The following is an 18,900-nucleotide window of genomic DNA, read 5'->3' as shown; positions in this document are numbered from 1 at the left end:
CACTCTACAATATTGGCAGGTTTTTTTAAAAGGAAGTTTCCCATGTTTTCTCAGGATGACGACAGCCAGCAACGCGTGGCACTGTTTCTGGTATTTGGATTGATTGCCATCGTGGTTTCCTCTGTGCTGGTGTTTGGCGTGAAGCATCGCGGCGTTTCGGCCAAGGTTGCAGATGCCCCGGCTGTCCAGGTGGTCGCTGCGCCCGGCATGGCAGCCGTTCCCGCATCCTCCGCTGCAACGACGCAGGCGGCTTCCGACGCAGCCAGCGTCAAGGTCGAACAGGGCATCGTCAAGTTCTACTTTGCGTCGGGCAAGGCCGACCTGGCCGCCGGCGCCAGCGAAGCACTGCTTGATGTGGTCAAGGGTGCGCAGGCTGGCCGCAAGGTCGCCATTTCAGGCTTTCACGACGCGACCGGCGACGCGGCGCAAAATGCCGAGCTGGCCAAGCAGCGCGCGTTGGCGGTGCGTGACGCGCTGATGGCATCGGGCGTGCCTGAAAGCCAGATCGAACTTAAAAAGCCCGAGCAGATTGCCGGCAATACCTCGGCAAGCGATGCCGAAGCCCGCCGCGTTGAAATCAGCCTGCAGTAACGCGCACCCTCCCGGCCTGCATGGCAGGCGGCATGAATCCGCAGCGCTTTGCGCCCTGCGGATTTTTTTTGCCTGCACTTCGTTTGGTAACCGCAAAGTAACCATTCCGGGCTAAAACAGCCGCGATATTAGTTACCATAGACGCCGTAATAAAGTTACATCCCCGTGTCCGGGATGGCTAGATTGAAAGGTTTCATCATGGCGCTTCATTCCGCCGTTTCAGACATCACCGCCCACATTCAAGAGCGCAGCCGGCCGACGCGCAATGCCTATCTGGCACAACTGCAGGCCGACAGCAGCCGCCCGCCCAGCATGGACCGCATGGGCTGCGCCAACATCGCGCATGCGGTGGCCGGCATGCCGCTGGACGACCGCTTCAAGATCGTGACAGAGCGCCGGCCCAACATCGGCATCGTCACCGCCTACAACGACATGCTGTCGGCGCACACGCCGCTGCTCGGCTATCCGGCGCTGATCAAGGACGAGGCGCGCAGGCAGGGCGCCACGGCGCAGGTGGCGGGCGGCGTGCCGGCCATGTGCGATGGCGTGACGCAAGGCACCAGCGGCATGGAGTTGAGCCTGTTCAGCCGCGACGTGATCGCCATGGGCACGGCTATCGCACTGTCGCATGACATGTTCGATGCTGCACTGCTGCTTGGCGTGTGCGACAAGATCGTTCCGGGCCTCTTGATTGGCGCGCTGCAATTCGGCCACCTGCCGATGGTGTTCGTACCCGCCGGCCCCATGCCCTCGGGCCTGCCGAACAAGGAAAAAGCCCGCATCCGCGAACAGGCCGCGCAGGGCCTGGTCGGGCGCGATGCGCTGCTGGAAGGCGAACTCAAGTCCTACCACAGCCCCGGCACCTGCACCTTCTACGGCACGGCCAACAGCAACCAGATGCTGATGGAAGCGATGGGCCTGCATGTGCCCGGCACGGCGTTTGTCCAGCCCGGCGACGCGCTGCGCGACGAACTCACGCGCGAGGCGGCGCGCACCGTGCTCGGCATCACCAAGGCCAAGCGCTTTGCGCCCATCGGCCAGGTCGTCGATGAACGTGCCATCGTCAACGCCATGGTGGCGCTGCTGGCCACTGGCGGCTCGACCAACCACCTGATTCACTGGGTGGCGGTGGCGCAATCGGCGGGCATCGTGATCGACTGGAATGACTTTTCGGCGCTGTCCGATGTCGTGCCGCTGCTGACGCATGTCTATCCCAACGGCAGCGCCGATGTGAACGACTTCCAGGCCGCCGGCGGGCCGGGGCTGGTGATTCGGGAACTGCTGGACGCCGGCCTGATGCATGAGGACGTATTGACAGTGCGCGCAGGCGGCATCCGCGAATATGCCCGCATCCCGGTGATGGACGGCGCAGCGCTGGCCTGGCATGACGTGGGCGACTCGAAGGACGATTCCATCGTGCGGCCTGCAGACCGACCCTTCAGCCCCACCGGCGGGCTCAAGCTGCTGACCGGCAACCTCGGCCGCAGCGTGATCAAGGTGTCTGCCGTTCCCGACGACCGGCATGTGATTGAAGCACCGGCCCGGGTGTTTGATTCGCAGGAAGCCTTGCTGGCGGCCTTCAATGCCGGTGAACTGGAGCGCGTGTGCCTGTCCCATGCCGCCAACGGCGTGGTCTGCGTGGTGCGCTGGCAGGGGCCGCAGGCCAACGGCATGCCCGAATTGCACAAGCTCACGCCGCCGCTGGCCGTGCTGCAGGGCAAGGGCTTCAGGGTGGCGCTGGTGACCGATGGCCGCATGAGCGGTGCGTCGGGCAAGGTGCCGGCGGCCATTCATGTGTCGCCGGAAGCGGCGGCGGGCGGTCCGCTGGCCAAGGTGCTGGACGGGGATGTGATCCGCGTTGATGGACTCACCGGCGAGCTGCAGGTACTGGTGGACAAGGCCGAATGGGCCGCACGATCCGTCAGCGTGATGCCGGATGACCTGCGCCAGCGCAACGGCGTCGGCATGGGCCGGGGATTGTTCTCTGGCATGCGTGCCCGTGCATTGACCGCAGAAGAAGGAGCCATGTCATGGATGTCACGATGAATATCAGCCAAAAACTCAGTGCCCTGCAGGTGATGCAGGATGCGCCCGTGATTCCGGTCATCGTACTGAACGATGTCGGCCAGGCGGTGTTGCTGGCCCGCGCCCTGGTGGCGGGCGGCATTCGCATGCTCGAAGTCACCCTGCGCACGCCGCAGGCGCTGGCCTGCATCGAGGCGATTGCACGCGACGTGCCCGAGGCGGTGGTGGGCGCAGGCACCGTGCGCAGCGCCGCCGATGCCCAGGCCTGCGCCATGGCCGGCGCGCGCTTTGTCGTCAGCCCCGGCTACACCCATGCGGTCGGCCAGGCGTGCCGCGATGCCGGTCTGCCATTGCTGCCCGGCGTGGCCACCGGCAGCGAAATCATGATGGCGCAGGAAGACGGCTTGACCGAACTGAAGTTTTTTCCGGCGCTGCAGGCTGGCGGCACGGCCATGCTCAAGGCCTGGGGCGGGCCGTTTGGCGATGTGACGTTTTGCCCCACGGGCGGCGTGTCAATGGCCAATGCCGCCGAGTTTCTGGCGCTGCCCAACGTGGCCTGCGTCGGCGGCTCGTGGCTCACGCCCGCCGATGCTTTGGCGTGCGGCGACTGGGACCGCATGACCGAGTTGGCCCGTCAGGCCTGCCTGCTGACGCGCCGGGTGGCGTGAAGACGGCCATGTGTCATGGCGAACGCAGCGTGGCAAGGCATCTTCATGCCTCATCGCCACTGCATCGCCAAGGCCTGCGGCCCTGCGATGAAGACGCCGATGCCGAGTTGCGCAGCATGACGGCATGAATCGTTGCGATTTTTAATGAAATAAGCCATTTGCGCATAAGGAACGGGCGCTGACAGCTATCAAAAAAATAGCTGACAACGCCCGTGAAAGCCCCGTTGATTCCGGGTTGGCCGGCTGGGGCTTATTTCTCCGCGCCCGATGCCCTGGACACGTAATACGACAGCGCGTCGATTTGGGCCTCTGTCAAGGTGGCCTTGTACGAAGGCATGGCGCCCAGGCCGTCGTACAGCGCTTTTTTCACCCGCGTCGCGTTGGGCTTGAGGTCGTCGAACACCGGCCCGACCGCGCCTTCACTGCCGGCATCCTTCAGCGTGTGGCACAGGGCGCAGGCCGGCACGGCACCAGCGGTAAACAGCTTTTTGCCCAGCGCCATCTTGTCGGCGTCTTCGGCAGCGCGGGTTGGCAGGCTGGCCAGGGCGGCCGCCAGCAGCAGGCTTGCGGACAGCAACAGACGCGCAGGCCGCGATGCAAGCCTGGAAAGCAATGTGAATGAGGTCATGGAATCGCCGGGCCTGGAACGTTTGAAAAGTGGGGGCAGGTTGAAAAGCATCACGCCACGCTGACCTTCACGGCGTGGTCCAGCCAGCTGGCGTTGTTGTAGCCGCTGACGTTTTCGCCGCGTGTTTCGGGTTGCACGTTGCCGGCCATGTCGGTGGCGCGGCTGGTGACGACATAGTTGCCGCGTTCAAAGTGCGCCGGCAGCACGAACTGGCGCCAGGCGTATTTGCCCAGATCCGGGCCAACCAGGCGTGCTTGTTGCCACGTTTTGCCACCGTCAATCGTCACTTCCACGCCTTTGACGGCATGCATGCCGCCAAAGGCCACGCCGTTGATCTGCATCCAGCCTTCGCGCTGCGCGCCGTCGTCGGGGCTGGGCGAGTTGACCCAGGACTTGACCGACATTTCCTGCACCGATGGCTGGCTCGGATCGGCTTTCTGGCCAGGGGGCGTGAGGCGGTAACCGTGCGCCATGATTCGGGCATCGCTTTCCTTGGCGGTGAAGGCCAGTTGCTTGACATATTTGATGCTGTTCACGCCGGTAAAACCCGGCACGATCAGGCGCAGCGGGCCGCCGTGGGCCAGCGGAATCGGCGCGCCGTTCATCTCCCAGGCCAGCAATGCGTCCTGCATGGCGGCAGCGGGCACCGAGCGCTCGACGATGATGCTTTTCGGGTCAAGCCCCGCGGGCAGCTTCTCGCCACCGGTGCTGGTCATGTAGTTCATGCCGGGGCTGACGCCGCCCAGCGCCTGGACCACTGCGCGCACCGGCACACCGCTCCAGATCACGCAGCCGGCCGCGCCCACCGTCCAGCCGGTGCCGCTGGGCTTGGAGGGGAAAAAGCCCCGGCCGTTGCCCGAACACTGCAACACCATGGCAACCGTCTCCAGGCCCATGGTCTTGAGGTCGCCCACGGTGAGCGTGCGCGGACGCTGCACGCCGCCCACCGTCAATACCCAGGCGTCGCGGTTGGCCACGATGGAGGCGTCGGGCGTGGGCAGGTTGTTGCGCAGGTAGAGCTGCTCGGCCGGCGTGATGACGCTGGTGCCAAAGGCCCCGCGCCTGGTCTCGATGGTGGTGCCGCTGTGAACAATGACGCTGTCCAGGTCTTTCCAGGCGAGGTCGGTGGGCAGCGGCTTGGCGGCAGCTGCACTGGCCGACTGCGCCATGGCGCCGTGGCTCCAGGTGGCCAGGCCGGCGGCTGCCAGCGCGGTGGCGCTTCGGGTCAGCAGGTGGCGGCGGGGCAAAGAGCTGGGGGTGTCAATCATGCGTGTCTCCGTGGGTTATTAAAAAAACATCGAAAAAAAACAGGTTACTGAAAAACTGGAGATTCTGCTGGGTCACGCAACTTGGCGGCTTGTCCGTCAGGCTTGCCAAGATGGTTGTTCGCCACGGCCAGCGCCTTTTTTTTCTGCGCCACCAGCACCAGCGGCCGGCCCTGGCGCGAGTCAATGACCTGCCAGTACATGTCGTTCCACCAGCCGCTGCCGGCCTTGAGCGCCACCGGCTGGTCAAAGGCAAACACGGTGACCATGCCGCCTTTTTCAATGAAGGTGGTCAGGTGGTAGGCCAGGCGGCCGTCGATGTCGCAGGGCCGCATCAGCTGGGGATAGCCGGGAACCGGCTGCTGCTGGTTCAACCCCAGGTGCATCAGCAGCTGGCGGGTTGGCATGAAGCTGCCGCGCAGCGTGCGTTCGTAATATTCGTGCTCGATGGCCTCGCGCACCAGCGCGGGCGGGCGCATCGCAAACACCGTGCCGGCGCCGGTGGCCGCCAGCAGCAGCGCCGCCAGGCTGCGCTGAAAGCCGCGCCGCGACAGCAGCGGCGTGTGCCTGAACAGATGCGCCGGCGGCTGGCCGGGGTCAAAGGCCAGCGCCATCTCGGCGCGGACGCGCAGGTCAAAGGCGCTGTCTGGTGGAAGCTCAAAGTCTGTCATTCAAACCTTTCTGAACTGGCGCACGCTGGAGGCCGGTGCGGCGGCGTCGGGCGCAGTCGGCCGGGCGGGCACATCCAACACCGCCTTCAGCGCCTCGCGGGCGCGCGACAGGCGTGACAGCACGGTGCCCGGCGCGATGTCCAGCGCCTCGGCCATTTGCGCCGTCGGCATGTCGTCAAAGTAAAACAGCACCAGCACCTCGCGGTGAATCGGGGCAATGCGGCCCAGGGCCTGCACCACGTCGCGCTGGTTGTCCAGCCGCTCGCTGCTGGCCTGCGGCTCGGCGGCATCGAACTCGCCATAGTATTCATCCAGCCGTTGCGGGCCCGGCACCACATGGCGCAGCACATGCCGGCGCATGATGCGAAACAGCCAGGCGCGCGCCAGTTCGGGCTGGCGCAGCTGGCTTCGGTATTCCCAGGCGCTGGTAAAGCAGTCCTGCACCACGTCCTCGGCAATGGCGCGCGAACCCGTCAGGCCCCAGGCGCTGCGCAGCAAAAAGCGGTAGTGCTCGCGCACCCATTGGTTGTACCGGGACTCGGCCGTCTGGATCATGTGTAAAAGAGCGCTGGGAGCGCGACTTTATTCCCTGAGTTTTGACTTTTTTGCTAAGGGTTTCCCCTGGTTTTTCCTGTGCGGCGGGCCGGTCAGGACGCCAATGCAGCGCCTGCGCCATGAAGGCAGTCAGTGCGGTCGTTGTCTGCTCATCGCGGTCACCCCAAGATAGCACTTGCACACCCTGCGCGGCAGCGTGGTGATGCGTGGGCTGAGCCGGGCGCTGGCCAGCAGGTCGGGCACCACCGGCAACGTCAGGCGGCGTGAGCCGGATCGTGCGGCTGATCGGCCAATTCATCACAACCACTCAGCATCCCCAGTCCGTATGCCGTCCCTTCCTGCTCCCTGTCCCTTGGGAAAGGGTTGGGGAGACGGCTGCTCCCGAAGGTGATTTTTGTGACGGTACCTGCGTCAGTCTTCCTCCCTGCCTTTCCCCCAGTGGGGGAAGGAGCCCAAAACGGGGTGTCATCGGGTTCCGGCCTGTGAATGAGTTGAGCCGTTAAATATAAGGGCCAAACTGTGCTCTGGCGCAAGCGCCATAAGCCTGGAAAGCTATTAAAAAAATAGCAATCGGGCGGCGGCGCCTGGCTGCAGCAGCCCGATACCGACGGCGTCCGGCAGCCGTTTCAGTTTTCCGGAATGCCACCTGCAAACCAGGGGCCGGGTCCGTTGGCTGTGAAATTGCGGATCAGCAGGGTGGGCGTCACGCAGGGACTGGGCACTGCGCCCTGAAGCGTTCCGCGTATCGCGAAATTTCCGTCGGCGTCAAGGTCGGCAGCGGGCGAGTTCAGTTCCGTTGCACCGCAGAACAGCGTCGCCACCACCTGGCGGGGCAGTCCAGGCAGGCCGATGCTGTTGCCCCCGGCGAGCAGCAGCCCTTCACCCTTGACCGAGATGCTGCCGTCGGCGCGGATCGCCGCCCGCAGCTTGTCGATCACCCAGGGACGCCCGCCGGGCGCAATGCCGCGCACGTCGTTGGGGGCCGGCACGCCGCTGACGGACGCGAAGGGCGTCGAGCCGATACCGCCATGGAATTCGATTCGGCCGTCGGCGGCCATCGCGGGCAGGATGAGGCCGCTCGCCAGAGCACCGACAGCGGCCGAGATGAATGCTTTCTTCATGAAAATCTCCTGGGTAAAATCGGGGAAATGGCATGCCCGGTGGCCAGCCAGTGCGTCAATGCGAGAGTGGCGACAACTTCATGAAGGGCAAAATTCCAGTCGTTCTGCCCTTGCGGCCCACCTCCTTGATGCACAGGGTTTCATCCCCCGCATTGATGCCGTTGGGCGAAGCATATGCGCTGGCCGAATGTCCGTTGGGCAGGCAAAGCGAAGGGTGGTCGAAAGGCGCTTTTTCCATCCGGACGCGCTCGTCCGTCAAGGACATCAGGAAGCGCACCAGGTCTGCCTTCTCTGTTTCGCTCAGGCCCAGCGGCTGGATGTCCGGTGCCAGGTCCTCACGGTTCTCCCTGCCGAAGTCTCCGCCCCGGTTGTAGAAGTCCACCACCTGCATCAGCGTTGCTTTCCCGCCGTTGTGAAAATAAGGGCCGGTGAGCTCGACATTGCGCAGCCCCGGTGTCTTGAATGCGCCATTCACCGCCACATCCTGGATGCCGGGCACGCCATACCTGTCAGGATCGAATCCGTTGCCAAGCAAGCTGGCCGCTTGCGCCTTGCCAGCCGGTCCTTTCACTGCAAAAAGCATGCTCTCCGACAAGGGCAATCCAATTCCGTCATTGCCGCCAATGCCGATATCGTCCAGTGTGGGCCGCACACCGATGTTGTAGAAACCGGCGTCATACGTCTTGGTCTTGCCGGTGGCCATCACCATGGTTTCCAGCCGCTGATTGGTGACATGCCGAAACGATGCGTTGGTCAGTTCGGCGCCGCCGTGGCAGTTGATGCAGCGTCCCTTGCCCTGGAAAATGGCAAAACCGGCACGCTCGCTGGGGTTGAGCTTCGAAGCGTCGCCGGCTGCAAACTGGTCGAACCGGCTGTCATCGGACACCAGCGTGGTTTCATACATCTGGATGGCCAGGGAAAAGAACAGCGTGAAATTGGCCTCCAGCTGGCTGATTTTCTCGTCCACGTTTTTGTCAAAACGCACCGGGTGCTTCAAGTCCATCGACTTGCGCTCCCTGGCATCGGCCTGGGTGAAGCGCACGATGTTGGGTGACTGCCAGTAGGCCTGCCTGAAGGCTTTTTTGACGAGCGTGCGGTACGTGGGGCGACCGCCGGTTGCAAACCTGCCCAGCACGCTGTCGTCCGGCGCTATGACCTGGCCGCTCAAAATGTCCTGGTCCAGCAGCTTTTGCCCCAGATGGACAAAGGTGCGGTCACTGCAGCTCATTTCCGTTCCCGACAGGGGCGGACCGGACCCCTGCGACGCCAGCGATGACGACTGGATGCCCACACTGACCTTGCGCACAATGCCGTTTTCTTTTTTCCAGACCATGGAATTCTGGTTCCTGAGGCCGAACGGGTCGCCGCCGTTGAAAACGTTGTTGCCGCGGCCATCCCAGAAATTTCGGAAGTTGAAGACGGCGTTGATCACGCTGGGCGAATTGCGCGGTTCCACCCGGCGGGTGTTGACCGCCCCCATGTGAAAGCCGTCCGGGTCGCGGGAATAGTTGCAGCTGTCAGCCGCCGCACCTTTCTTGGTGGCATTGACCCTGTCGAAGCTGCCATGGAAGACGCCCTGCGACGAGGCCACATCATTGATGTCGATCCGCTGTGCCGGATCGTTGCTTTCCTGCATGGAGAACCGGGTAAAGGGAAAGTCGCCGCTGCTGATCGAGTCGAGTTCGCTGGCCGTGAACTGACGGTTCGGGCCGCTTCCCAGTTGAAACGTCCAGTCAGGATTGGCGGCCATCGAGCCCGACAGCCGCCTCAACAAACCCGGGCTCAGCTGGTTTTTTTCGCGGGTGTCGGCACCCGCGCTGAAATGGCAGGTGGCGCAGGCGGTCTTGTTGTCGCTGCCGACCCGGGGGTCCCAGAACAGCGCCTTGCCCAGTTGGATGGCGGCGGACTTGTCGTCCACGAATTCGTCAAGAACGTCGTTCGAGGGGCCGGGTACGTCAACGGTCTTGAGTGCCATGGATCTCAGCGGCTCGTCAGCCTGCGGCGTCCCGGCAGCAAACACAAGCACAGCCGATGCGCCGCCAATGAAAAGCAGCGTTTTCAGCCGTGACTTGGCGGCCAGCAGAAGCGACAGGGCCCGTGTCGCGGTCGATGCTTTTGCGGGCGCAAACGGCTGGCCGGCAGCGCCGGCACCAGGCATCAGGCCAGGAGGGTGGGGGGTCATGAGAACTCCTTGATCAATGAAAAGATGGATATGGCGGCCGATTTGCCATGCTTCAGGCGCACTGCAGTCGGTTCATGTTTTCTCGGTGGGTGCCCAATGCCGCGTGGCCCCAGTGCCCGGTTGCCAAGTTTTTCTACGCGTTTGGCATGGAAAAAAGAGCCGGTGCGCTGTGGCCGATGCCGCAATAGCTACCAAGGAATCGCGATCGAAGCGCTGCCCGTTGCGGGGCACCCGCCCATGCCAGGTCCGCCAACCTCGCCGAATTCAAAAATCGTCATGCCGAACCGGTCACCGTTGCCGTTGGTCGAGTGCCAGGCCATCGCGCGGCTTTGTCCGGCCACGGCCAGTTGCTGTTCGGTGGCATTCAGCCCGGTGTAGATCGCCCGCCAGTCGGGACTGTTCGCGTCACCGGTGCGCAGCAGCCGCCCGGTGGCGCCGGGGATGTTTTCGACCCGCCCGCCGGTGGTGTCGGCCCGAATGTCGCGGCGCCCGATCCGGGTGTTGTTGAAGTCCGGGTTGATGATGCGCTGCTCGGTCAGGGCCAGGGCCAGCGGTGCGCCGCTGGAATTTTTGGCCGTGCCGTTGACCCGCACCACCACCTCACCGGTCGGCAGGGTGGTGACGAAGGCGGCTTTCGCGACCCTGGTGTCGATCACCTGCTGCGTCTGCCCGCTGTTGAAGCTCATGTTGTAGACCTTGAACACGTCGATCCAGTCCCCCGGCTTGATGTCGGGCGTCTGCCCGGTCCAGCAGACACCGCCCGGATGGTTGACCTCGAACAGGCCGCCCCTGCCGACAATGCCGCGCGCCGTGCCGATGATCGGTGCGTTGCTGTTGCCCCGACGCACCACGACCTGCAGTTCGCTGCCTGCCGCAAAGCCATCGATCGAGATGAAGTCGCGCTCCGGAAACACCGTGACATCCTTGAGTGACCCCTGATTCGCCGGAACAGCAGCGTCCAGCAGATACGCCGGGTTGTAGGGCACCGGCGATGTCGGGTTCTGCGGTGGAACCACGCCGTTGGGACCGGGCGGGCAGCCGCCGATGCCGGGACCACCGAGCGCACCGACCTCGTAGATCGTCATGCCGAGCCGGTCGCCGTTCGCCGTGGTCTGCTGCCATCCCATCACCCGTGTCTGTCCTTCGACGACCAGCAGGCGCTCGTCAGCGTTCAGGCCGCTGAAAATGGCGGTGAAGCTGCTGGTGGTGCCGTCATAGGCGAGCGCTCCGCGGGTCCCGGGGATTGGATTCCCGTTGGTGCCGTCGATGCGCCCGCCAGCGCTGTCGGCGCGAATGTCGCGCTTTCCGATGCGGCTGCCCGGCGCACCGATAAATTCAGGGTTGACAATCCTGACCTCGAGCCGGGTCAGCGGAATGGGCGTGCCATTGGCAAGTTGCGCCTTGCCCTTGACCACGACGGTATTGTTTCCAGCATCGTAGGCCTGTGTCGCCGTGACGTTCTGCGTCGTGGTCGCTGCGCCAGAGTCCTTGACCGGAACGGGGTTCAGGGAGCGGTTGTTGTTGGTATCGCGGTAGGTCACCCGCACCACGTCCGCCGGGACAATGTCGGGCGTGACATTCCTCCAGCACACGCCGCCCGGATGGTTCACTTCGAGAAAGCCGCTCACGTCCGTTCGTCCCACGGCATCGCTGACCACACCGCCGCGCCTGACCTGCACGAGCACGTCGGCATTGGGCGCAAAACCTGCGATCGACGTGAAGTCGCGCTCTGGAAATACGGTGACATCCTGCGGCAACAGTGGCGGATTGCTGACCACCTGCGCTGATGCCGTGCCTGACACGACGATCGTGAGGCCAGCGGCAAGCGCGGCCAGGCCCGACAACGCCGCCCAACGGCCGGAGCGCTGACAGCAGTGCGTGAGGGGCAGCGCACTGTTGCCAGAGCCCTTCATGTATTTTTCAGCGACGCTTGCGCGCATTTCTGACCACATGGGCCAGCAGCTCGACCGAGATGAACTTTTCGTTTGCATGACAAACCCCTGTATTGCTGGTCATTGTTGGTGGTCGAAGCGGGCCAGTGAACGCATCGGCCAGTAGCAAGCCTGAGCCTGCTGGCTATTCAAATGGAGGCACCGAACGTTGAGCTTTGACGGCCCGCTACCGTGTGTCGCAGGCTGCCAAGAAGCCGGTCGGCATGCTGCGCCATGGCCTTCGCCTTGCCCTGCCCGAAACCCGGGCTGCGCTGGTTGTTAGGGCGGCTGTCAGCGCCCACGCTGAAATGCCAGGTGGCGCAGGCGGTCTTGTGGTCGCGGGTTCGGCCGATGCGCTGGCATGCGCCAGCGGTTGGCGGGCAATGCCGGCACCGGAAATTAAGCCTGGACGGTGGGTGGTCATGTGAACTCCCTGATCGATGGGCAAGGCGGCTGAATTGCCAGGGTTCAGGCCGATTGCTGGTGGGTTGATGTTTTTTTGGCTGTTTGGACCGTCGGCTGTGCAGGGTGCTCAACTGCGCCAAGCAGTCCACTGGCACAGCGCCGGTCAGATCGAGGTCTTGCACGGACAGGGAGCACCATTTGTTCGCCGGCGTTCAGCATGGCTTTGCTGAACGCCGGCAAAGCCCCTTGGTTATTTAAGCCGGAATGTTGTGTTCGGCGTCACATTGCCGAGCGCCGACTCGACCTTGACCGCCGTGCAGTTGGTGGTTCGTGGATCCTGTGGGCCGGTGGCGTTCAGGAAGTCGAATGAATAGGCATTGCCGACCGAAGTGGTGGTCCCGATCACCCGGCCGCTGGCATTGCACGGCGCCCCGCCCACCACGCCCGCCAGCTTGAGCGTGAAATTGTGGGCAGTGGCAACGCTGGTGGTGCCGACCACTTTCCAGCGATTCTTGCTGACCACGTAATCGGCCCCCGTGACGGTGACAGTCTCGGACGGATTCGGAATGACGACCACCGGGGGCGGCGGCGGGGGTGGCGGCGGCGTGACAACGGGCGCAGGAGGCGCCGTGGACACAGGGGCCTGCGAGATCAAGGGGGTGCCGGCGTTGCCGGTGGCCACATCATTCGACTCACCCATTCCGCCTATTGATGAAAGCACCCGGATTTTTGCTGGCGGCGATGTGACGCCCGAGATATTGGCCACGCCAAAACTCAGCGGAATGTTGTAATCGGCCACCGTCAGGGTCGGCGGGGCCACCTGGTCGCTTGACATCGCCTTGACGGTCAGTGTCGCGTTCACGGGGTCGAACAACACATCGGTCACCTTGACGGTGTCATTGAGCGGCAGCGGATGGTAGGCGGGCGTGGACTGGCCGTTGATGTTCACCCCCGAGTTGTCCTTCAGGCACACGGAATCGGGAATCGCAAGCCCCGAAGCAATACGCGACTGTCCCCAACGGGAATTTTTCTGGGCCACCATCTGCGTCTCAAGCGCGTTCGAAGCAGGCGGGGTGTAGGCGATGAGGTTGCCGGCGGCGTCCAGGGTGGTGCCGCAAGGCGCGTTGAAGAACGAGGTCACGGGCGCAACGCCGGCAGGCCGGACACTGCCCGGCAGGCGACTTGCCGCGGAGCGGTAGGCCGTCGCAAAGACATCGACTTTCTGATCGCCCCCGCTGCGCGTGTACGTGGCACGGTCGGGGGCCACCAGGCTGGGAACCTGGCCGGTATAAATTCGGCCCATCAGGCTAAAGCCTGTCGTTTCTATGAAATCCACGCCGATGCCCCCAAGGTTTGATCCCCTGGGGCCCTCGATGCGAAAGATGTTGTGGTTGTGCATGATCCCGTCGCTGCCCAGGAAGTCAGGCAACGGGCTGCCAGTGACCGGGCCGATGCGTGCAGGATCGGCGATATAGAGTTTGCCGGGCACCGGACCGGCTACCGGCGCAATCTCGGCAGCGCCAGCGGATTGCGATGGAAGCAAGAACGGACCGAGGCGTCCCTTGGTGGCGCCGGTGAAATCGCCGGGTGCGCCGATGCCCACATCGTCGGTAAAAAAGATCCGTTCGCCCCGCGTGCCGACAACCGATTCCTCGCCGTAGGGGTGAATGAAGCGGTAAGTGCCCGTCACCGGCACCGGCGCCAGGCGGACCCGTATGCGGGAAAAAGCGATCTGGTTGCCGGGCGCGACATCTGCCGAAAAGGCTGCCTCCAGTCCAAGCACCAGCAGCGCCTTGCCGCCAGTGGCCGGCGTCAATGCGGCTCCGGCTTGCCACCAGAAGTGCTCATCGAAGAACTGTCCCGGGAACACCTCGGGCGTGGCCGGGGCGTCGCCGGGAAGCAACAGGCAATGGCCGCCCGACAGTTCGGCGGGCGTCAATGGGAGGCACAGCTCAAAATTCAAACCAGTGGTGTCCATGTACCAGCGCGGAAAGCCGTTGGCCGCGTCGATCGGACCGGTTCTTTCCAGGACGGCATGCGCTGCCTGGCCCGCAAGCGCAGCAGCAATTGAAAAAACGATAATTTTCAGGTTGAAGGCTTTCATGATATTTGTCCCATGGTGAAAAAAGCTATCGCTGGATTCGCGCCTGGCTGGGGTGGGCAAGGAGCGCCCTTGCGGTTCGTCATTGGCACAGGCTGGCTTGCCAGCGCGACCCACCAGGGTCGGAGGGCGCGGTGGTGGTGACTCAAAATGAACCGATATCGGTTCAGCGGTGGGTGAGTGACATTGCCGGACGGCGTGCCAGCCTGTCTTGCCGGGAGGAGGTGGTGCAGTAAGTGACATTTTTTGTCTATTTCTCCTCTCTCACTCGATGGGCAAAGCAAATTTCAGGCTTTTGAACGTTGGTTTTCAGCGGCCGGCTGGCTTGTGCGTCAGGTTGTGTTGAGGCAGGGTTGTCTGCTGTGCCGTGGCTTTGGCCTTGCCTTGCTCGTCCAGGTAGCGGAGCAGGGCCGTCACATCCTCGTCGCCCAGGCGCAGGTTCGGCATGCGGACCTGCTGGTAGCGCCTGGAAAGGATGACGGCGGTCGGGTCCCCCTCGGCCAGCACCTTTTCCGGCTCCTTCAGGTAGCGGGCCAGCCAGGCCGGGCTGCGGCGGGCCGTGACCTGGCCCAGGTCCGGCCCGATGCGGTCGCCTTCGCCTATGGTGTGGCACGAGGCGCAGCGGCTTTCGAACGTGAACTGGGCCCGGCCAATGTCGATCGGGCGCGCCTGGGCATAGCTGGCCGTGGGCAGCGTGTCCTTCCAGCCAAAGAACCCGGCCATGGTCGAGACCAGGAAGCGCGGGTTGTCAACCGCCGAGTTGCGCATCCACTGGCCGTTCGGGTCATTGCCCAGCATCAGGCTGCTGGCATGGCCATCCTTGCTGACGGCGTCGCTGCTGCGGGACAGGCCCAACTTGCGCGTCAGCACCTTGATGTCTTCCTTTTTGCCGGTCAGGAACAGCCAGCCCGGACCGACGCCAAACTTTTCGGAATAGGCCTTGAGCACTTTCGGCGTGTCTTTTTCCGGGTCGATGCTGATCGAGAGAAAAAAGATGTCCCTGCCCATCCGGTCGCCCAGCAGGCGCTGCACTTCTGCCATGCGTGCCGTCTCCAGCGGGCATTCGTCCTGGCAACTGGTATAGATCACATTCACAGCGACGAACTTCCCCTTGACCAGGTCGTCGTAGAAGTGGACTTTTGCGCCGTCCTGGGTGGTCAGCACGATGTCGGGAAAATAGTCCGACCCCCACTTCGTGGCTGCCAGCGCGCCATGAAAGGAAAGGGCCATGGCTGCCACGGCCAGCAATGCCTTTGCCCTGTCCTTCCAGCATGGTAGGAGGATGTGCATGGTGGGTTCCTTGAGGTTCCTCGGGGATGGGCAGGCCGGTCCGGTGGCGCGCAGGCTGGGGTTGTCAGGGCTGTTGTGGCCGGGTCAATCCGCTGGCACCCGTTTGATCTTCGAGGTCAATGCAAAGCCGGATCTGGCGTTGTAGTTCACGCTGATGATGGCCTTTGCCATGCGCGCCGCATGCACCTCGTTTCCAGCGGTGTAGGGAAAGATGACCTCGATCTCATCAAAAGCCAGCAGGGGCCGGTGCACGATCACCTGCGCCTCGGTTGCGAATTTCTTGCCGCTGGCCTTGCCCGCCCCCTTGACGTTGCTGAAATCGATGTTCAGCTCAAGCAAGGTGGGGCCGCTGAACACCGGGTCTTCGATGATGCGGGTGGAAATCGTCATCTGCCCTGCAAAGCCGATGGTCTCGGTATCGGTGCTGATGCTTCCGTCAACGTTGACCGGCACCGTGGGGCCCTGCACCGCGGCGTGCACGAAAAGCGGGGAAACCATGAGCGGGAGCGCCATCGCGGCCACCAGGATGGGACGCGCGAATCTCTTCAATGACTGAGCGTTACGCATGATCGGTCTCCTTAATCAGCGGGCGGTCCGCAGGGTTTCGGTCGGCGGCAGGAACTCCACGCCTGTCGGCTTGGGGATGGGCGTCGGCAGCGGGTTCAGTACGGAAGACCCGCTGGCGTCGATTTCCCAGCGCAGCAGCATGGCGTTGTCTTCATGCACCGTGTTGTGGCAATGCTCCATGAACATGCCGCCCCAGTCCCGGAACTGCATCGTGATCGTGATGCTGCCCCCGGGCCGCAGGCGGTAAACGTCCTTGCGGCCTCGCTCCCAGAGGGGAACGTTGCTGGCCTTCCCATCGCGTGCCAGCACCTGCCCTTCCTCGAAGTGGATGTGGATGGGATGGTCCCAGCCCCCGCCGCCGTTGACCAGCGTCCAGATTTCACGGGTGCCGGCCTTGGGCGCGGCGGAAACGCGGCCGAAGTCCGCCGCCAGCATGGCGCCGCCATCGGTTTTCACGCCCCAGGGGCCAAGCGCCGATGACACCGGGTCATTCGTGGTCCGCGAAGCGCCGCGGCCGAATTCAAACGTGCGCTGGCGGGCGACCGGTATCTTGCTCAGGTCCGGATTGGGGATGAGGTTCATGCCGCCGGGGGCGCTGAAGTCCCGGCTTTTGTCAACGGCGCGGGTCGTGCCGCGCACCCGGAATTCAAGGAATTTGCCGACACAAGGATCATCAGACCTCCCGGACAGGGCTTCACTGAGTGACAAGTTCTTGGAAACGCGTCTGCCGTCCTGGTGCTCCGCCAGGTTCACCAGGTGCAGCTTGGTGCCGTCGCTGTAGTTGGAAAAGTCGATGACGATGTCGAAGCGTTCCGCAATTCCCATCTCGTCCAGTTCGCTCAGCTGCACGGCCCTGGGCAGCAGATTGCCATCATTTCCGATCTGGATCATCGGCGCGCCATTGCTCAGGGCGAGCTTGAAGAACCGTGCCACCGAGCCATTCAAAAAGCGGAACCGGTATTTGCGCCGCTCTACATAGAAATGCGGCTTGTAGGCGAGGTTGACCGTCATCATGTCGCCCAGGAAGCCGTCGAAGTTGAAGATGTCAAACGCCAGCTGGCCGTCCCCGCCAAAGGCCTTGTCGCACAGCATGATGTTGACGTCGTACTCGAGGTTGCCCCAGTCCTTCGCCGTGCCGCTGGGCAGCCGCAGGTTGACCCCGTCATTGATGGCTTCGTTGCCGCGGTCCAGCGAGCTGTACAGGTTGAACATCGCCGCGATGCCCTTGTAGACATTCTGTGAGGTGAAGCTGAACATGTGGTCATGAAACCAGTGCGTGCTCATGGTTTCTCGCCAGTCACCCGGCAGCCTGGTGATGCCGCCACTGCCGTTTGGCGCGCCGCACTTCGGGTCGGTGGCGTTGACATTGATGGTGCGAAAGCCGGCGTGGACGATGGGCCAGTGGTAGTCGTAGTACTGGCCGGGGAAAAAGAAGGCACCGGTAAACCCGTCGCTCTCGGCGCCGTGGTGGCCGTTGTGCTCGTGGGTGGTCATGGTGTTGCGCCCGAATCCGTTGTTGGCCGTGACCTTTGTCGGCAAGGCGTTGTGGTGCCGGAACAAGATGGGCTCGCCATAACGGCCCTGTAGCAGCTTGGGCGGCACCGTGCCGCCAAAGGTCCACAGGGATTGCAAGCTCTGCGACGGCATCCGGCCATGAAAGCAAGGCTTGAAGGGAAGGTTATTGTCGATATCGCAGTTGTGGCGGGACGACACGCCGGGGTTGTAGTCATAGCAGGTCTCTGCGCCTTTTTGCCATTGCTCCACCGCCACCCGGGGCGCAAACAGATCCCATCCCTGGTGCGCCCAGATCGGGCCGGGGGGGCGGCCTTCCATCGGTCCGTCCACCAGGATTCCATCGGGTCCGGCCACCTTGGTCGGTGCGGTGTTTGCCGCCCTTTGCGGTGCCGGGCTGAGTGCGCTGATGTCCTTTCGCTCCATCAGGTCGCAGCGTGGCATTGCCCATTCGAAGGCGGCGGCACCAAACCCCGGACTGCGCGGCACGCCGGTGGGGATCTCGCCGTAGGCATTGCCGATGAACGGGTTCAGCCCGTTTTTCAGCGCCAGGCCACCGCCGGCCGTGAACAAGCCCCATTTGAACAAATCACGCCTTGACACTTGGCCGTGGGACAAGGCCTTGATGATGTCCTGTCGATTGCGCTGCGCCTGCTGTGCTTGCCGCAACTGTTGCGCTGAAGCGTTGGTTGGTAAGTACATTTCGCGCCCTTTTCTGGAATGGATGAAAAAACATTCGCTGAAGTTGTTCACTCACTGGTGCGTCAAGGCCGAGATCCATCAAAGAATTCGGGAAATTCGAGGAATTCAGTGATGTCAGGTTTTTTTTGCAAAAGCTGTAGGACTGGAGGAAGTCTAGGTTTGAAAAAAACCTTTGGGCGATTGCTAAACGAAAGGTACGTTTCTTACGATTTGCAAAAAACCCTTACCGGGTAACCCCGGGAAAGGCGTTTAAGCACGAAAACAACAGTTCCGGAATTGCAGGTGCAAGGCCTGGTGGCGTGAAGCGCGAATGGAATTCCATGCCCGATCGCGCGAGCTAAAAATTAGCAGGAACGCTCTGTTTCAGAGAGAAATCAAGCGTGGTGCCATCTCGATTGCCATGCATGGCAGCAACCGGGCAATGGCTTTGACATCACGCTTTCATGTCGCTTGCGTAAAGTAGTGTATTTTTTTTGAAAAAAATTGTTTTACATTTTTAAATGCTGAAAAACATTTGGTTTCTACTTTGGATTGGTAGGGGGCTGTGGTGATTTTGGCCCGTGCGTGCCACGCATGAAAAGTGACATCCGCCATTTGCCAACTGATCCATGTGGATTTCGTCGGGTTTGATCAAAAGAATGGCCTGGCATGACGAACTGCCAAGCGAGAGGCGCAAGGCCGTGAAC

The 18,900-nt window shown here is 62.9% G+C and carries 14 protein-coding genes; 3 read left to right on the top strand and 11 right to left on the bottom strand.

Features of this window, described 5'->3' with window-relative positions; translation table 11 throughout:
* Positions 1-42: 42 nt before the first annotated feature.
* The 3 genes from IWX85_RS06100 to eda all read left to right on the top strand — a co-directional run bounded on the left by IWX85_RS06100 (position 43) and on the right by eda (position 3,284).
* A complete protein-coding gene (locus IWX85_RS06100) occupies positions 43-591 on the top strand; it encodes an OmpA family protein (RefSeq protein ID WP_196869113.1) in 549 nt (182 codons plus the stop codon).
* Between the two features lie 198 nt (positions 592-789).
* Positions 790-2,637: a phosphogluconate dehydratase gene (gene edd / locus IWX85_RS06095; RefSeq protein WP_196869112.1), complete on the top strand. Its 1,848-nt coding sequence runs from the start codon at positions 790-792 to the stop codon at positions 2,635-2,637.
* Positions 2,622-3,284 carry a bifunctional 4-hydroxy-2-oxoglutarate aldolase/2-dehydro-3-deoxy-phosphogluconate aldolase gene (gene eda, locus IWX85_RS06090; RefSeq protein ID WP_081932680.1) on the top strand — a complete coding sequence of 221 codons (663 nt, stop codon included), beginning with the start codon at positions 2,622-2,624 and terminating at the stop codon, positions 3,282-3,284. Before edd ends, eda begins: the two co-directional genes overlap by 16 nt.
* Before the next feature lie 250 nt (positions 3,285-3,534).
* Here eda and IWX85_RS06085 read toward each other — a convergent pair whose 3' ends face one another.
* From IWX85_RS06085 to IWX85_RS06035, 11 genes are all read right to left on the bottom strand, one after another.
* A complete protein-coding gene (locus IWX85_RS06085; RefSeq protein WP_196869111.1) occupies positions 3,535-3,912 on the bottom strand; it encodes a cytochrome c in 378 nt (125 codons plus the stop codon).
* A gap of 50 nt (positions 3,913-3,962) precedes the next feature.
* Positions 3,963-5,180 carry a sulfite oxidase gene (locus tag IWX85_RS06080; RefSeq protein ID WP_196869110.1) on the bottom strand — a complete coding sequence of 406 codons (1,218 nt, stop codon included), beginning with the start codon at positions 5,178-5,180 and terminating at the stop codon, positions 3,963-3,965.
* A gap of 44 nt (positions 5,181-5,224) precedes the next feature.
* On the bottom strand, positions 5,225-5,848 hold the full coding sequence (locus IWX85_RS06075) for a hypothetical protein (RefSeq protein ID WP_051984320.1): 624 nt from the start codon (positions 5,846-5,848) through the stop codon (positions 5,225-5,227).
* Positions 5,849-6,403 (bottom strand): RNA polymerase sigma factor, encoded by a 555-nt coding sequence (locus tag IWX85_RS06070; RefSeq protein ID WP_036810151.1) that lies wholly within the window; start codon positions 6,401-6,403, stop codon positions 5,849-5,851. It abuts the gene before it with no gap.
* Between the two features lie 626 nt (positions 6,404-7,029).
* A complete protein-coding gene (locus tag IWX85_RS06065; protein ID WP_036810154.1) occupies positions 7,030-7,524 on the bottom strand; it encodes a hypothetical protein in 495 nt (164 codons plus the stop codon).
* A 55-nt stretch (positions 7,525-7,579) separates the two neighbouring features.
* On the bottom strand, positions 7,580-9,706 hold the full coding sequence (locus IWX85_RS06060; RefSeq protein ID WP_196869109.1) for a cytochrome-c peroxidase: 2,127 nt from the start codon (positions 9,704-9,706) through the stop codon (positions 7,580-7,582).
* 188 nt (positions 9,707-9,894) lie between these two features.
* Positions 9,895-11,658, bottom strand: coding sequence for a hypothetical protein (locus IWX85_RS06055; RefSeq protein ID WP_231379571.1), 1,764 nt, complete (start codon positions 11,656-11,658; stop codon positions 9,895-9,897).
* Positions 11,659-12,292: 634 nt separating this feature from the next.
* Positions 12,293-14,146, bottom strand: coding sequence for a hypothetical protein (locus IWX85_RS06050; RefSeq protein ID WP_196869107.1), 1,854 nt, complete (start codon positions 14,144-14,146; stop codon positions 12,293-12,295).
* Between the two features lie 306 nt (positions 14,147-14,452).
* Complete coding sequence (locus IWX85_RS06045; RefSeq protein ID WP_196869106.1) at positions 14,453-15,433, bottom strand: SCO family protein; 981 nt, start codon at positions 15,431-15,433, stop codon at positions 14,453-14,455.
* Between the two features lie 84 nt (positions 15,434-15,517).
* On the bottom strand, positions 15,518-16,000 hold the full coding sequence (locus tag IWX85_RS06040) for a hypothetical protein (protein ID WP_196869105.1): 483 nt from the start codon (positions 15,998-16,000) through the stop codon (positions 15,518-15,520).
* Positions 16,001-16,015: 15 nt separating this feature from the next.
* The gene (locus IWX85_RS06035) at positions 16,016-18,214 is read right to left on the bottom strand and encodes a multicopper oxidase family protein (protein ID WP_196869104.1); all 2,199 of its coding nucleotides are present in this window, start codon (positions 18,212-18,214) and stop codon (positions 16,016-16,018) included.
* Positions 18,215-18,900 lie beyond the last annotated feature (686 nt).

It is taken from the genome of Polaromonas sp. CG_9.11 (assembly GCF_015752225.1).
Lineage (GTDB): Bacteria > Pseudomonadota > Gammaproteobacteria > Burkholderiales > Burkholderiaceae_C > Polaromonas.
This window is presented reverse-complemented; position numbering and strand designations above follow the sequence as displayed.

Excerpts from the sequence above, each read along its gene's own strand:
- IWX85_RS06100 (WP_196869113.1), top strand. The coding sequence starts at position 43 with ATGTTTTCTCAGGATGACGACAGCCAGCAACGCGTGGCACTGTTTCTG.
- edd (WP_196869112.1), top strand. The coding sequence starts at position 790 with ATGGCGCTTCATTCCGCCGTTTCAGACATCACCGCCCACATTCAAGAG.
- eda (WP_081932680.1), top strand. The coding sequence starts at position 2,622 with ATGGATGTCACGATGAATATCAGCCAAAAACTCAGTGCCCTGCAGGTG.
- IWX85_RS06085 (WP_196869111.1), bottom strand. The coding sequence starts at position 3,912 with ATGACCTCATTCACATTGCTTTCCAGGCTTGCATCGCGGCCTGCGCGT.
- IWX85_RS06080 (WP_196869110.1), bottom strand. The coding sequence starts at position 5,180 with ATGATTGACACCCCCAGCTCTTTGCCCCGCCGCCACCTGCTGACCCGA.
- IWX85_RS06075 (WP_051984320.1), bottom strand. The coding sequence starts at position 5,848 with ATGACAGACTTTGAGCTTCCACCAGACAGCGCCTTTGACCTGCGCGTC.
- IWX85_RS06070 (WP_036810151.1), bottom strand. The coding sequence starts at position 6,403 with ATGATCCAGACGGCCGAGTCCCGGTACAACCAATGGGTGCGCGAGCAC.
- IWX85_RS06065 (WP_036810154.1), bottom strand. The coding sequence starts at position 7,524 with ATGAAGAAAGCATTCATCTCGGCCGCTGTCGGTGCTCTGGCGAGCGGC.
- IWX85_RS06060 (WP_196869109.1), bottom strand. The coding sequence starts at position 9,706 with ATGACCCCCCACCCTCCTGGCCTGATGCCTGGTGCCGGCGCTGCCGGC.
- IWX85_RS06055 (WP_231379571.1), bottom strand. The coding sequence starts at position 11,658 with ATGTGGTCAGAAATGCGCGCAAGCGTCGCTGAAAAATACATGAAGGGC.
- IWX85_RS06050 (WP_196869107.1), bottom strand. The coding sequence starts at position 14,146 with ATGAAAGCCTTCAACCTGAAAATTATCGTTTTTTCAATTGCTGCTGCG.
- IWX85_RS06045 (WP_196869106.1), bottom strand. The coding sequence starts at position 15,433 with ATGCACATCCTCCTACCATGCTGGAAGGACAGGGCAAAGGCATTGCTG.
- IWX85_RS06040 (WP_196869105.1), bottom strand. The coding sequence starts at position 16,000 with ATGCGTAACGCTCAGTCATTGAAGAGATTCGCGCGTCCCATCCTGGTG.
- IWX85_RS06035 (WP_196869104.1), bottom strand. The coding sequence starts at position 18,214 with ATGTACTTACCAACCAACGCTTCAGCGCAACAGTTGCGGCAAGCACAG.